Raw genomic sequence first — 15716 nt, 5'->3', positions numbered from 1 at the left:
TTATTTTGCTGAACGTGAAGCACGTTTACGATCGCTTTCCGTTAGGAATTTCTTACGGATACGGATGCTTTCAGGTGTTACTTCTACTAGTTCGTCATCATCGATGAACTCTAGTGCTTGCTCAAGAGTCATCTTGATTGGTGGAGTAAGAACCTGTGCGTCATCTGTACCAGATGCACGAACGTTGGTTAGCTGCTTACCTTTCAGTGCGTTTACTGTTAGGTCATTGTCGCGGCTGTGAATACCGATAACCATGCCTTCGTAAACTTCAACACCGTGACCGATAAATAGACGACCACGTTCTTGAAGGTTGAATAGTGCGTTAGTTAGCGCTTTACCCATTGCGTTAGCAATTAGTACACCGTTTACACGTTGACCGATGTTACCGCCTTTGTGTGGCGCGTAGCGATCAAACGTATGGTATAGAAGACCAGAACCAGAAGTCAGCGTCATGAACTCAGTTTGGAAGCCGATCAGACCACGAGATGGCATTTCGAAGTCCATACGTACACGACCTTTACCATCTGGAGACATGTCTTTCAGCTCACCTTTACGTAGGCCGATGTTCTCCATGATGCCGCCTTGGTGCTCTTCCATAACGTCGATAGTTACCGTTTCGAACGGTTCCAATAGCTGACCATCTTCTTCTTTGATGATTACTTCTGGACGAGATACAGCAAGCTCGAAGCCTTCACGACGCATGTTTTCGATCAGGATAGATAGGTGAAGCTCACCACGACCTGATACGCGGAATTTGTCTGGATCGTCTGTTTGCTCTACACGCAATGCAACGTTGTGTACCAATTCCTTCTCTAGACGCTCAAGGATGTTACGTGAAGTAACGAACTTACCTTCTTTACCCGCGAATGGAGACGTGTTTACTTGGAATGTCATTGTTACTGTTGGTTCATCAACAGACAGCGGCGGTAGTGCTTCTACTGCGTTTTGCGCACAGATAGTGTCAGAGATTTTTAGCTCGCCAAGACCTGTGATTGCAATGATATCACCAGCGTTAGCTTGCTCAACTTCGTGACGTTCTAGTCCAAGGTAGCCCATTACTGTACCCACTTTACCGTTGCGAGTTTTACCGTCAGCACCGATAACTGTTACTTGTTGGTTTGCTTTCACGCTACCACGAGTTACACGAGCAACACCGATAACACCAACGTAAGAGCTGTAGTCTAGCTGAGAAACTTGCATCTGTAGTGGACCGTCTAGGTCAACTTCTGGAGCCGCTACTTCTTCAACGATAGTTTCGAATAGAGGTTCCATGTTTTCGCCAGTTTCGCCTTCTTCTAGAGAAGCCCAACCGTTAAGTGCTGACGCGTAAACAACTTTAAAGTCTAGCTGTTCGTCAGTTGCACCTAGGTTGTCGAATAGGTCGAAGACTTGGTCCATAACCCAATCAGGACGTGCACCAGGACGGTCAATCTTGTTGATTACAACGATTGGTTTAAGACCGTGAGCAAATGCTTTTTGAGTTACGAAGCGAGTTTGCGGCATTGGACCGTCAACAGCGTCAACGATAAGTAGAACTGAGTCTACCATCGACATGATACGTTCTACTTCGCCACCGAAGTCCGCGTGTCCCGGAGTATCTACGATGTTGATGCGGTAGTCATTCCAGTTAATTGCTGTGTTCTTAGCAAGAATGGTAATGCCACGCTCTTTTTCAATGTCGTTCGAGTCCATGACTCGCTCTTCAGCTTCACCGCGAGACTCAAGCGTGCCTGATTGTTGTAGCAGCTTGTCAACCAACGTTGTTTTACCGTGGTCAACGTGCGCGATAATCGCGATATTTCTTAATTTATCAATCTGTGGAGTAGCCATGGATATTGATTCACTTAGATAGATGAAATGCCCTCATGCTGAGAACGGGTGCTCTCTGACGACATTTACTGATTAAAAAAACGGCCATAATGTACCAGATTCTAGCAAAAAGCATAGAGATATGTGATCTACTCCCGAGCATTTCTGTCAAATTTACGCTTAACACCCGCTTTAGAGCACCATGCGAATTGATTCAACGCAACTTTATTCCAATCGCGCATATTACAAATTGACTCTTGCTCAAAAACTGGGCTGAATAAGCAACGTAGTTGTCACATTGTGGTGCAATAATAAAATAATGCACCATAACGGTGCACCTACAGATCATTTTGGTGCAATCGTTTGCACCAAACTAGCGTATAAAAACGCAATCCATTGAAATTAATGGAATAATTTTTTTGGCACGGTTTTGGCTTTAGAGAAACCAGCATCGATTAATAAAATGTCAAACAGATTAATCAATGCTGGATTTAATTAATGTTTCATAAATCGAGCTTTTACCGCTTTATTAACACTGGAGGTTATCCAAGATGTCAGTAGAAAACGTTTTATCACTGATCCAAGAAAACGAAGTTAAGTTTGTTGACCTACGCTTCACTGATACAAAAGGTAAAGAGCAGCACATCTCTATCCCTGCTCACCAAATCGACGCAGACTTCTTCGAAGAAGGTAAAATGTTCGATGGTTCATCAGTTGCTGGCTGGAAAGGCATTAACGAATCAGACATGGTTATGATGCCAGACGCATCTTCTGCAGTGCTTGACCCATTCACTGAAGATGCAACGCTAAACATCCGTTGTGACATCCTTGAGCCTGCAACAATGCAAGGCTACGACCGCGACCCACGCTCTATCGCTAAGCGCGCAGAAGACTTCATGCGCTCTACTGGTATTGCAGACACCGTTCTTATCGGTCCTGAGCCAGAGTTCTTCCTATTCGACGACGTTAAGTTCGCAACTGACATGTCTGGTTCTTTCTTCAAGATTGATGACGTAGAAGCAGCATGGAACACAGGTTCTGATTACGAAGAAGGTAACAAAGGTCACCGTCCAGGCGTTAAAGGTGGTTACTTCCCAGTAGCTCCAGTAGATTCATCTCAAGACATCCGTTCTGCAATGTGTCTAGTAATGGAAGAAATGGGTCTAGTTGTAGAAGCGCACCACCACGAAGTAGCAACTGCGGGTCAAAACGAAATCGCAACTCGCTTCAACACGCTAACAACGAAAGCTGACGAAATTCAAATCTACAAGTACGTTGTACACAACGTTGCTCACGCATTTGGTAAGACGGCGACATTCATGCCTAAACCACTAGTTGGCGACAACGGTAGCGGCATGCACGTTCACCAATCTCTAGCAAAAGATGGCGTAAACCTATTTGCTGGTGACAAGTACGGCGGCCTATCTGAAACTGCACTTTACTACATCGGTGGTATCATCAAGCACGCTCGCGCAATCAACGCATTTGCGAACCCATCAACTAACTCGTACAAGCGTCTTGTACCAGGCTTCGAAGCACCAGTAATGCTAGCTTACTCAGCGCGTAACCGTTCTGCTTCTATCCGTATCCCAGTGGTACCAAGCCCTAAAGCGCGTCGTATCGAAGTTCGTTTCGGTGACCCAGCGGCTAACCCATACCTATGTTTCGCAGCAATGCTAATGGCTGGTCTTGACGGTATTAAGAACAAGATCCACCCAGGTGAAGCGATGGATAAAGACCTTTACGACCTACCGGCTGAAGAAGCAGCAGAAATCCCAACTGTTGCATACTCACTAAAAGATGCACTAGAAGAACTAGATGCAGACCGTGAGTTCCTAACTGCAGGTGGTGTATTCTCTGACGACTTCATCGATTCTTACATCGGTCTTAAGTCTCAAGACGTAGAGAAAGTAAACATGACAACTCACCCACTTGAGTTCGAACTTTACTACTCTGTATAAGGTTTCAGCTGTGTAAAATGTAAACGCAGTTACAAAATATTAGGCTCGCCTCGCAGGCGGGCCTTTTTTGTATTCGCTCACTCTATTTGGGCGTTTAACATGGAGGGATAACTAAAATACGCTCAGACTCTTTTGCTTGATAAGTCAAAGAGCTAAGCACCTAAACGTGAAATCATCTATCAAAAGAAGGTGAGCAATGAAAGTTCAGCTTTTACCATCACTATGCGCCCTCAGTAGTGTACTGATTGCAACGACAGCCTTAGCTCAAGTCGCGTACACTTGGGTGGATAAAGACGGTGTGGTGCACTTCAGTGACACACCAAACCAAGGCGCAAAGACCATCTCTCTGCCAAATCTTGAATCCAGCGCTCCAGCCCCTAAAGTGGAGAGCACCGAGTCTCTCGCTCCACAAGCAAATGCAGCTCAGGAGCCGACCACAGAGAAAAAAACTAAAACGGATAAACCGTTACCCCTTTCCCTCACTATGCTCACTCCACAACACGATGAAACCATTCGCAGTAACTCTGGTGTCATCAATATTCAGCTCGAAGCAAACCGCAAATTAGGCATCGGCGAACAACTGCAACTCATCCTTGATGGTAAGCCTTATGGAGCCCCTCAAAGCCGCTTAACTTGGCAGTTAAACAATATCGACCGTGGCACACACACCCTTGCGGTAAAAGCCAAAAGAAGCGGCAAGCTTATTGCATCTACTAGCCCTATAACGGTGCATTTACATAGAGCGAGTATCAAGCCGACCATTAAAGGGGCAAAGTAGAATATTAAGTGAAAAAAACCGCACTCTGATGGCGCTTTTCACTTTTTCTTCTTAGATTTATTCGCCATACTTACGTTCTATTGCACCAATATAGTGCAACGCACAATCACAACGCAAACAAGGACGTAATGTGGATACCAGTCTCTCCAGTGCCATTCTCAATAATATGGTGACAGCTACGCTGATTCTTGATGATGGGTTAGCGGTACGTTACGCCAATCCCGCGGCTGAGTTGTTGTTCTCACAAAGTGCTAAACGCATTGTTGAACAGTCGTTATCTCAGTTAATTCAGCATGCGTCACTGGATCTCGCCCTGCTCACTCAACCATTGCAGAGCGGACAAAGCATCACTGACAGTGACGTCACTTTTGTCATCGATGGGCGTCCTTTGATGCTCGAAGTCACCGTCAGTCCTATTACATGGCAAAAACAGCTGATGTTGTTGGTTGAGATGCGCAAAATTGATCAGCAACGCCGCCTCACTCAAGAGCTCAATCAACACGCTCAACAACAAGCGGCGAAACTGTTAGTACGCGGTTTGGCGCATGAAATTAAAAACCCACTCGGCGGTTTACGCGGCGCAGCACAACTATTGGAAAAAATGCTGCCCGACCCTTCCTTGACGGAATACACACACATCATCATTGAACAAGCCGACCGATTGAGAGCCTTGGTTGATCGTCTTCTTGGACCGCAAAAGCCGGGTAAGAAAGCACAAGAAAACCTGCACCAAGTGTTGGAGAAGGTACGTCAATTAGTCGAATTGGAGTCACAGCATTCGATCGCCATCGAACGAGACTACGATCCGAGCTTGCCAGAGATTTTGATGGACGCGGACCAAATCGAGCAGGCAATGCTCAACATCGTCAGCAATGCGGCACAGATTCTGTCCCACCAAGAACACGGTAAAATCACCATACGCACCAGAACGGTGCATCAAGCCAACATTCATGGTCAACGTTGCAAACTCGCGGCTCGCGTTGAAATCACTGATAACGGACCGGGAATTCCACCCGAACTGCAAGACACGCTTTTCTACCCCATGGTCAGCGGACGCGAAGGCGGAACCGGACTTGGGCTATCTATTTCACAAAATTTGATCGACCAGCATAACGGCAAGATTGATGTCGAGAGTTGGCCAGGTCACACCACTTTTACTATTTATTTGCCAATCTGACTTGGTTAATTGGCTTTGCTATTCGTCAGTTTTTAGGCTTTTGCTGCAAGGATTTATTACATGAGTAAAGGATATGTTTGGGTCGTCGATGACGACAGTTCGATTCGTTGGGTCATGGAGAAAACCCTCTCCTCAGCCGACATCAAATGCGAAACCTATGCGGATGGGGAAAGCGTTTTAATGGCGCTAGAACGTGAAGTACCAGACGTTTTAGTTTCTGACATTCGCATGCCGGGTATCGATGGCTTAGAGCTATTAAAACAAGTACAACGCGACTACCCAGATCTCCCCGTCATCATCATGACGGCGCATTCCGATTTAGATGCGGCAGTGAACGCCTACCAAAAAGGCGCTTTTGAATACTTGCCCAAACCGTTTGATATCGACGAAACGCTCACATTGGTAGAGCGCGCCATCGCTCACAGCCAAGAGAACAAGCGCGAGCAACTTCTACCGGACGATATCCCTACTGATACACCTGAAATCATTGGTGAAGCACCAGCAATGCAAGAAGTATTTCGTGCTATCGGTCGTTTATCGCGCTCTTCTATTTCTGTTCTGATCAACGGTGAGTCGGGTACCGGCAAAGAATTGGTTGCTCATGCCTTGCACCGCCACAGTCCGCGCGCCAACAAACCTTTTATTGCCCTCAATATGGCTGCGATCCCAAAAGACTTGATTGAATCGGAACTGTTTGGTCACGAGAAAGGCGCATTTACTGGTGCCAATAGCGTCCGTCAAGGTCGCTTTGAGCAAGCCAATGGTGGCACGCTGTTTTTGGATGAAATCGGTGACATGCCATTAGATATTCAGACCCGATTATTGCGCGTGTTGGCGGATGGTCAGTTTTATCGCGTTGGCGGGCACTCTCCAATCCGTGTCGACGTTCGTATTGTCGCAGCCACCCACCAAAACCTTGAAAAATTGGTCCATGAGGGTGATTTCCGCGAGGATTTATTCCATCGTTTGAACGTTATTCGCGTGCAAATCCCCGCACTGAGAGAACGTAAGCAAGACATTGAAAAACTCACCCAACACTTCCTCGTTCGAGCGGCTGATGAACTCGGTGTTGAAACCAAAACCCTGCATCCATCTTCGGTGGAAATTCTTAATCGCCTTGATTGGCCGGGTAACGTTCGCCAACTGGAAAACATCTGTCGCTGGTTAACCGTTATGGCCAGCGGAAGTGAGGTGCTACCTAGCGATTTGCCTGCCGAATTGCTGGAAGAAAAGAAAATCATCACTGAAACCACCAGCGGCAGTTGGCAAGAACAATTGGCGGATTGGGCACGCCATGCGCTAGAAGCTGGGGATAAAGAACTGCTTTCCTACGCTTTACCAGAATTTGAGCGCATCTTATTGGAAGCCGCATTAGAACATACTAAAGGTCATAAGCAAGATGCCGCTAAAGTATTAGGTTGGGGACGCAATACCCTAACCAGAAAATTGAAAGAACTGTACTGACCTTAATCGGCAACGAGTTTGACAAAAGGTTATCAAGCGCACACTTTTGCTCTCGCTTGATAACCTAAGTATCAGTACAATTATGGTACGACACCCCTTATATGGCTAGGCAATGTCAAACGCAACGACTCAAATTACACTACGCACCGCTGTACTCATCCCTTTTGTGATGATTTTTTTGCTGGCTATCAGTGTGATTGTCTACGTCCAGAAACAGAGCTATGAAGAGGTTGTTACCGACATCAGTGACAAACAGCTTTCTGTATTAACAGAGAGTGTTCACGATCATCTGAATGATTACCTGCGCAAGCCTTTCACTGCAGTGACTGCGCTTGGTCACAACGTTAGTTACCACAATCTTTATCGCCCGCACGACACCAAAGAAATCCAAGACTATCTGTTAAGTGCCTTTAAGGATTTGTATCATTCGATCCCACAGTTAGATGTCATTGCATTCGGTTCAGAATCTGGGGACTTTACAGGTTTTCGTCGTGAATCTGATGGCGCCTATACACTGATGCTTCAAGACCATCGAACCAATGGCAACTTAGTGATTTACGGTAGTGAAACCATCAGTGATGACATTCGCACCATCATCGAGCCTTACGATCCTCGCACTCGTCCTTGGTACCAACCCATCGCTCAAGACAACAAACCTCGTTGGTCGAGCATCTATGCTAATGCCGACGAACGTCAAGACATCACTCTGTCAGCGATGACGCCTATCTATGAAATGGGTGAGTTTGCTGGTGTGCTGGTAACCGATGTGCGCATCAATACGTTTAACTTATTTTTGCAAAAGCTTAAGCAAGATACGAATGCCTCGGTTTACATCATGGACCAAGAGCAACGCTTAGTGGCGCACTCTGGACAAGGTAGTGTGATTTCTTGGGGGACAAAGTTCTCAGATAAAGGTCAGCGCTTATTCGCTTCAGAAAGCGCAGATCCAGTCATTCAGATGAGCGCGGCTCGCGTCAGTGGCAAAAACCTAAGCTACAGCGATAAGCCTTATACTTTTGAGTTCGACTTCAACGGTCAGCGCACCTTTAGCCGAGTCACGCCATATCATGATGCTAACGGTTTAACCTGGTTTATTGGCACTTCGATCTCTGAGACAGAACTACTTGGCACCCTACCAAAGAACCAGCAAAGAAGCTGGATGGTGGGGATTTTCGTTAGCTTAGTTGGCATCGTCATTAGCATGCTTATCTTCAGCCGAGTTACTCGCCCCATCAATGCCACAGCGACAGCAGCCCAACACCTTGCGAAAGGCGATTGGGATAGCACTATGCCTCGTCCTGGTTATGTGTACGAGACGACTATTCTGGTGCAAGCGTTTAACGAGATGGCAAGCAATCTCAAAGCGTCCTTTAAAGCACTGCGTGAACAACTTGAGTTTGATTCTCTAACCCGCCTGTATAGCCGCCAAGGGCTAATAGAAGTGAGTGACAGCTTACCTCACTCAGGGCAAGGGAGTTTGTATCTTATTGGGATCAACAAATTTAGAGATATCAATGACAGTGTTGGTCATCACAACGGCGATAAGCTTCTGATACACATCGCTGAACGCCTTAAACAGCAACTGCAAGATGAAGCGACACTAGCGCGCATCGGTGGTGATGAGTTTGCCGTATTCATGCCCAACACAAACAGTGATAGCGACATCAGCTTAGTTGAGCGCCGTTTACACCAACTGTTGGCAGCACCATTTGTTCTTGATGGTGAAACGGTCGTCATTAAAGTTTCTATTGGCGTCGTACGCACTCAGCCCGATCAGACAATGTCTTTATGGCTGCGTAATGCCAGTATTGCGTTGAGTTACGCGAAACAAGATTCTCGCACCAGCGTCTGCCACTACAGCCCTGAAATGGCGAGCGCGTCTAAATTCCGAACTCAGATGATCGCTAAGATTCAAACAGGCATCGATAACCGTGAATTTGTGCCTTTCTACCAACCTATTATTGATCTTGCATCAGGCAACATTTGTGGCGCCGAAGCACTCGCACGCTGGCACAGTGATTCAGGAATGGTATCTCCGTTAGATTTCATCCCAATCGCCGAAGAAAGCGGCATGATCAAGACCATTGGTCAACAAATCTTATTCCAAGCGTGTAGTGATACTCGTAAAGCAATCGACAGTAGACGTTGGCCTGAAGACTTCCAATTACACGTTAATGTGTCGGTTCATCAGCTTTCAAGCCCTAACTTTGTTGAATCCGTCGCGAAAGTGCTGCGAACAACGGGTCTGCCTGCCACCAATGTGACGCTGGAGATCACCGAGTCGCGCATCATCGACAGCGCACCAACGACACTGGATAATTTGCTCAAACTGCGAGAAATGGGACTAGGTATTGCTATTGATGACTTCGGCACAGGTTACTCATCTCTGGCTTACTTACACGCATTACCGTTTACCTGCTTGAAGATAGATCGCACCTTTATTAATCGCCTCACTAAAGAGAACCTCGACAGCTCTGTTGTATCAGCGATCATCAACATCACCAAAGGCATGAAGACCAATGTAGTAGCAGAAGGCGTGGAAACGGCTGCGCAAGCACAACTGCTCAGTTCACTTGGCTGTAATCAGGTTCAGGGTTTCTACTACAGTCGCCCAATGCCGATGGAAGAATGGCCAACACATTTGGTTAACATGAAGTAGAAAACAGCTGAAATCGTTGATTTCCTAGTCATCCTCTACTGACAACTTGCCTAACTGTTATTTATACTTAACTGCAAATCTTCCCCATGTATTGTCATTGATAATGTTTGGGCTGAGTTCCTGTTCACAACAAACCCGGATCGCCATAATGATAACTAAGAATCTTCCCCTAACTGATTTGCACCGTCACCTTGACGGCAACATTCGTACTAAGACTATTCTTGAGCTTGGTCAGCAATTTGGTATTGCGCTACCTGCTTACGACATCGAATCACTAACACCACACGTTCAAATTGTTGAAGCTGAGCCATCTCTTGTTGCTTTCCTTTCTAAGCTTGATTGGGGCGTAGCAGTGTTGGGTGATCTAGATGCGTGTCGCCGCGTTGCTTACGAAAACGTTGAAGACGCACTAAACGCGCAAATTGATTACGCAGAACTGCGTTTCTCTCCATACTACATGGCGATGAAACACAAACTACCAGTCGCAGGCGTAGTAGAAGCAGTAGTTGATGGCGTGCAAGCGGGTATGCGTGATTTCGGTATCAAGGCAAACCTAATCGGTATCATGAGCCGTACTTTCGGTACTGATGCGTGTCAGCAAGAGCTTGATGCAATCCTTAGCCAAAAAGACCACATGGTTGCCGTTGACCTTGCTGGTGATGAGCTTGGTCAACCAGGTGACCGTTTTGTGTCTCACTTCAAACAAGTGCGCGACGCAGGTCTGAATGTAACGGTGCACGCAGGTGAAGCGGCTGGCGCAGAAAGCATGTGGCAAGCTATTCAAGAGCTTGGAGCGACACGTATCGGTCACGGTGTGAAAGCAATCCACGATCCTAAACTGATGGATTACCTTGCAGAAAACCGTATTGGTATTGAATCGTGCCTAACGTCAAACTTCCAAACTAGCACTGTTGAATCATTAGCAAACCACCCACTGAAACAGTTCCTAGATCACGGCGTACTTGCGTGTCTAAACACGGACGATCCAGCAGTGGAAGGTATTGAACTGCCTTACGAATACGAAGTGGCGGCACCAGCAGCAGGCCTAACTCAAGAACAGATTCGCCAAGCGCAAATCAACGGTCTAGACATCGCTTTCCTATCAGATGCAGAAAAAACTGAACTGAAAGAAAAAGTGAAAGATCGCGCTTAATTGCCGCAAAAACATAAAAAAATGCCAGCATTTGCTGGCATTTTTTATATCTAGAATCGGCTAAAGATTAGATAACGCGCGAGAATTGCTGCTGACGCGCTTTCGCTCTTAGGTATTTATCGAAGCTCATGCAGATGTTACGGATCAACAGACGACCACGAAGCGTAACGCGAATTTCACGGTCATCCACTTCCACTAACTCGTCATTAATGAAGGTTTGTAGTAGCTCTAGGTCTTCTTTGAAGTATTGCTCAAACTTAACGCCAAATTCAGACTCAATCGCCTTCTTATCCAGCTTAAAGTTACAGATAAGCTGTTTGATCACTTCACGACGTAGCAAATCATCCGCATCCAGTGATACACCTTTCCACAGCGCGTGGCGAGATTCATTCACTTGTGCGTAGTACTTTTTCAATTCTTTTTGGTTTTGTGCGTAGGCATCACCAATCATTGAAATTGCAGAAACACCAAAGCCTACCAAGTCACATTCACCTTGCGTCGTGTAACCTTGGAAGTTGCGGTGCAAGATGCCTTCACGTTGAGCAACAGCAAGCTCATCATCTGGCATAGCAAAGTGGTCCATACCGATGAACTGGTAACCAGCACCTGTTAGCGTAGCGATGGTGTCTTGCAGAATCGCCATCTTCTCTTCCGCTTTTGGCAAATCTTCGTCTTTAATCTTACGCTGCGCAGCAAACAGTTGTGGCATGTGCGCATAGTTAAACACAGACAAACGACCTGGCTGCATTTCTAACACTTGCTCTAGTGTCTTCGCAAAAGATGCCTTAGTTTGCTTCGGTAAACCATAAATCAAATCAAGGTTGGTTGAGCGGAAACCAAGTTCTTTTGCGCGAGCAACCATCGCAAAGATAAATGCTTCATCTTGCTCACGGTTCACGAGCTGTTGAACTTCTTTATTGAAATCCTGCACGCCAATGCTCAGACGGTTGAAGCCTTCACCACGCAAGTGATCCAGCATAGTGAGCTCGATTTCACGTGGGTCAACTTCAATACTGATTTCCGCATCCGCACTAAACGTAAACTCTTGGCGTAGCAAGTTCATCACACGCGTGATTTGCTTTTCAGATAGGAAAGTTGGTGTACCACCACCAAAGTGCAATTGAGTCACCTGGCGTTCACCCAATAGTGACGCGCGTTGACGAATCTCGTGCTCAAGTACATCCAAGTATTCGTCAGCCTTATGCGAATGGCGAGTAATGACTTTATTACAGCCACAGTAGTAGCAAAGCTTATGACAAAACGGAATGTGAACGTACAGAGATAGCGGACGATCTGGGTACTGAGTGCATGCCATATCGTAGTCCGAAATGGTAAACGCTTCATGAAACTCCAGTGCTGTCGGGTACGACGTGTAGCGCGGGCCAGAGTAGTTGTACTTATCCAATACCGCTTGATCCCAGACAATTTGCTGTTTCGATTCAGTGTGTTGATTCGACATGGTGGTACTTTCCGTTAAATGCTAGGGAGACGAAAGCCGTCGCCCGATATTCAGAAACCGTTATTTTGCCATACGACGATGACAACTACGGTAGTCGCTGTCGGCTTTTTAAGTATAAAACCAAAGAAGTGCTAGCGTGATCACGATACCCCCATTGGTTATAAGGAAACCATCGGGGGCACCAATTAGATCATCTGAATATTGATTTGGTTATTCAGTGGCTGAACGTCTTTTTGCAACACTTTGAGCTCTTCGATGATCGCGTCCGTTAAGCGCTGTTCAGCTTTGTGACGCGTCAGGTTCTGTTGCATACGTTCTTTTTTGGCAAGCTGCTGGCGATCTTCGCCGCGCGCCATATCTTTCACGGTATGGTACAACTCAGAAATCGCAGGGTATGTGGCATCAAAATCGATACGGTCTTCACCTTGGACATAATCCATGATGTTGTAAACACGAATACTGATTTCCGACAAGTCACATTGCCCTTGGATGCCCGCCTGACACAAGGTATGCACGTTCTCAAAAATGTTGGCGTTACGCTTATCGATCGCCAATTTTTGATGCTTCAGCTGCAATTCCTTTTGCTTTTTCAATTGAAGCAGAAGGTAACCTGCATAAGAAGCCAGCGCGATAATAATCACTGCACCCGCAATCGCTAATAAGGTTACGTTCATGGATTACTTATCCTTTGTAGTCGTCGAAGTTGATATCGTCGAAGTCTGCAAGTAGATCGTCGTCGTTACGAGACCCTTTTACTGCTGGCGCAGTAAAGTCTTCGTCGTCTTCTTCCGGCTCTAGTAGACCTAGTTGATCCATTAGCTTCTCGATGCGATCTAGCTTCTCGTCTACATATTTCTGTAAACCAGTACCTAGGTTCTCACCCGCTTCGATACGATCCAACAACACGTTCAATTGCGCATCGTTTTCTAGCATCTCTAGCTCTTGCTCAGCAGATAGACGACGCTCTTGTTTAGTTTGCTTCTTCGCTGGCTCAACAATCAGAGGAATCTTCTTCTTGCTGCCTAAGCGAGGATCGCGTTTTTGCGCTGCGGCTTGTTTCTTCTGCTCTTCCGCATCAGAGTTGCGGCTACCAGTCTTCAAGCCTTTACGCTTTTTCGCGCGCTTACGTAGACGACCTTCTACATCTGATTCTGTACGGTTACGAGTTACTACAAACTCAGGTGCGCCAGAGGCACCTGGCTTTCTTGATTTCTTTTTACGGCTCATTACTGGGTCTTCCTCAGTAAAATTACATCATTACCAATAAATTCGAGTTCGAGCTTATCCCGCTCTGCTAGGAACTGGAACGTATCACGGCTAAAGAACACCACATGCGTCGGATCGTTCTTATAGTGCCATGTCCGAAAGGCTTCTACATCGATGACCATTTTCGTCATCAGGCCTATCCAGCCACCTGGCTTAACTAAATTCAACCATTGCTTCCACACCATATCTGGGTGGTAGAGGTGTTCGATCACCTCTGTTGCTGTCATGAAATCGTACTGCTTTTCCAACACACAAGTATCTGGGTGATAGTAAAGATCGTACAACGCCATGTTGTGCCCCGCTTCTTCTAACATTAAGGAAAGCGTAGGGCCCGGACCACAACCAAAGTCGATTCCGTTCGATTGTGGTGAAATTCGCTCTGCGATTGGGTCAGCAATTCGTGCCAAAAAACGGCGATATCCCATATCTTCAGGATTGTTCTCATGCAGATCATAGTGAGCTTTTTCAGTTTCCGCATCCAAACGTTGGTCTGGATTGACGAATACCAAACTGCACTGCTCACATTGAAGATACTCGCGTTGCTTATCTTCAAAAAAGTGGTGAGTGCGCTGATTCTGGCATAAAGGACAGGTGTGCATGCTGACTTCCTCAAACAGGGATGCGAAACATACCAGAAAGTGGACTCAGATTGGAGTGTTACTGGATACTTTTTCAGCAGTTTTTGTTAAAAAAGTTTTTATCGGAATTGAGGGTATAAAAAAAGCGACAGTGAGACTGTCGCTTTCTGAATGCCACCAATAGTGGCGAAACTGTGTTGCACTCATTTGGTGCACCAAGAATCCTTTTGTTTTTCGAGCTTTCCTTGCCAAAAAGTGTTGTTCTTCATCTTCCTGATGAGTTTTGGCTATCCGTTTACTTCCTGTCTACTGAGCTACTTCCTGAGCTTGATCCGTTTCGCTGTCTTAACCGTTAGACTAGATGACCATCCATATCTGATAGGCTCCTTGCCTACCTAAGTCCCTTTTCCGACTACCAAACGTCCTTCGTTTGCGTCCTTGGAGACCTTATATCCATGGTCTAAATTCCTGTCATTCACTCCTTGTGAACAGCCTCTACTTTACGGACTGGATAAAAACCGACAAGTCATTGAAAAAAATTATTGATAGGTTTTTTGGGTCAAAAATAAATAGTTCAATCTATCAATAACTTAAAGAACAAGATGAGAAATAGTATCGAACAAGTATGGCAAATGTCTCACAAAGCACCGAGCTAACTATCACTTGTGAATGAAAATCCATATGTGATCAAGATCACTAACAAAAATGCCCCAGCAAAAAAGCTAGGGCATATTTGTATAACTGTGCTCGAACTATGTAGGGGTTTAGTGCAGACCGCCAACGTATTTCGACAGAACTTCGATGTCTTCGTCTGTCATTTTTTTCGCGATGTCACGCATCATGGCGTTCATATCGTTACCACGGTTACCATCACGGAACTTTTCTAGCTGAGCTTTGATGTAGTCAGAGTGCTGACCAGAAATTTTAGGGAAACCTGAAAGCTCAGTGCCGTTACCACGAGGGCCGTGACATGCGATACATGCGGTTAGACCGCGTTCTGCGTTACCAGCGGTGTAAAGTACTTTACCTTTGTCAACAACATCTTCTGGTGTTGAACTCTCTGAGATTGGTAGAGAGGCATAGTATGCAGATAGATCAGCGATGTCTTCATCGCTCAGTGGCATTGCCATACCACTCATCACAGGGTCGTAACGACCTTGCTTACCACCACTAGTCATACCTAGTTTTAGATCTTTTAACTGCTTCTCAAGATACTTAGCGTGTTGGCCTGCAAGTTTCGGGTACATTGCTATTGCACTGTTACCGTCCGCTCCGTGACAGGCGACACAAGTTTGTGATTTTGCTTTACCAGCTTCAATATTACCTTGGGCCCATACTGAGCAACTGGCTAAAAGACTCAAAATTAGCGCTAATTTCTTCATGACATTCCATTATAATTATCAAGCTTCCAG

The 15716-nt window shown here is 46.0% G+C and carries 12 protein-coding genes; 6 read left to right on the top strand and 6 right to left on the bottom strand.

What is annotated here, in order from left to right:
- Positions 1 to 1830, bottom strand: a complete 1830-nt coding sequence (gene typA, locus NL647_RS14385) for a translational GTPase TypA (protein WP_005448526.1) — start codon at positions 1828 to 1830, stop codon at positions 1 to 3.
- A gap of 530 nt (positions 1831 to 2360) precedes the next feature.
- Between typA and glnA the strand changes: the two genes are divergently transcribed.
- The 6 genes from glnA to add all read left to right on the top strand — a co-directional run bounded on the left by glnA (position 2361) and on the right by add (position 11001).
- A complete protein-coding gene (gene glnA, locus NL647_RS14380) occupies positions 2361 to 3770 on the top strand; it encodes a glutamate--ammonia ligase (protein WP_005448527.1) in 1410 nt (469 codons plus the stop codon).
- A gap of 196 nt (positions 3771 to 3966) precedes the next feature.
- A complete protein-coding gene (locus tag NL647_RS14375) occupies positions 3967 to 4548 on the top strand; it encodes a DUF4124 domain-containing protein (RefSeq protein WP_009698989.1) in 582 nt (193 codons plus the stop codon).
- A 166-nt stretch (positions 4549 to 4714) separates the two neighbouring features.
- Complete coding sequence (gene glnL, locus NL647_RS14370; RefSeq protein ID WP_253650398.1) at positions 4715 to 5725, top strand: nitrogen regulation protein NR(II); 1011 nt, start codon at positions 4715 to 4717, stop codon at positions 5723 to 5725.
- Between the two features lie 60 nt (positions 5726 to 5785).
- A complete protein-coding gene (gene glnG / locus NL647_RS14365; RefSeq protein WP_005448532.1) occupies positions 5786 to 7189 on the top strand; it encodes a nitrogen regulation protein NR(I) in 1404 nt (467 codons plus the stop codon).
- A 112-nt stretch (positions 7190 to 7301) separates the two neighbouring features.
- Entirely contained in the window at positions 7302 to 9848 is a 2547-nt protein-coding gene (locus tag NL647_RS14360) for an EAL domain-containing protein (protein ID WP_009698990.1), read from the top strand.
- 148 nt (positions 9849 to 9996) lie between these two features.
- A complete protein-coding gene (gene add / locus NL647_RS14355) occupies positions 9997 to 11001 on the top strand; it encodes an adenosine deaminase (protein ID WP_005448535.1) in 1005 nt (334 codons plus the stop codon).
- Positions 11002 to 11068: 67 nt separating this feature from the next.
- Here the strand turns inward: add and hemN are convergent, their stop codons facing one another.
- The 5 genes from hemN to NL647_RS14330 all read right to left on the bottom strand — a co-directional run bounded on the left by hemN (position 11069) and on the right by NL647_RS14330 (position 15686).
- Positions 11069 to 12460 (bottom strand): oxygen-independent coproporphyrinogen III oxidase, encoded by a 1392-nt coding sequence (hemN, locus tag NL647_RS14350; RefSeq protein WP_005448537.1) that lies wholly within the window; start codon positions 12458 to 12460, stop codon positions 11069 to 11071.
- Positions 12461 to 12645: 185 nt separating this feature from the next.
- Positions 12646 to 13134, bottom strand: coding sequence for a DUF2489 domain-containing protein (locus NL647_RS14345; RefSeq protein ID WP_005448538.1), 489 nt, complete (start codon positions 13132 to 13134; stop codon positions 12646 to 12648).
- Between the two features lie 7 nt (positions 13135 to 13141).
- Positions 13142 to 13687, bottom strand: a complete 546-nt coding sequence (gene yihI, locus NL647_RS14340) for a Der GTPase-activating protein YihI (protein WP_005448540.1) — start codon at positions 13685 to 13687, stop codon at positions 13142 to 13144.
- Positions 13687 to 14325 (bottom strand): class I SAM-dependent methyltransferase, encoded by a 639-nt coding sequence (locus tag NL647_RS14335; protein ID WP_005448542.1) that lies wholly within the window; start codon positions 14323 to 14325, stop codon positions 13687 to 13689. The genes yihI and NL647_RS14335 overlap by 1 nt, the downstream gene beginning before the upstream one ends.
- Positions 14326 to 15068: 743 nt before the next feature.
- A complete protein-coding gene (locus NL647_RS14330) occupies positions 15069 to 15686 on the bottom strand; it encodes a cytochrome c (RefSeq protein ID WP_005448544.1) in 618 nt (205 codons plus the stop codon).
- Positions 15687 to 15716: the final 30 nt, after the last annotated feature.

It is taken from the genome of Vibrio sp. Y29_XK_CS5 (assembly GCF_024181835.1).
Lineage (GTDB): Bacteria > Pseudomonadota > Gammaproteobacteria > Enterobacterales > Vibrionaceae > Vibrio > Vibrio harveyi.
The sequence above is the reverse complement of the archived record's forward strand: the minus strand, read 5'-3'. Positions and strand labels throughout refer to the sequence as shown.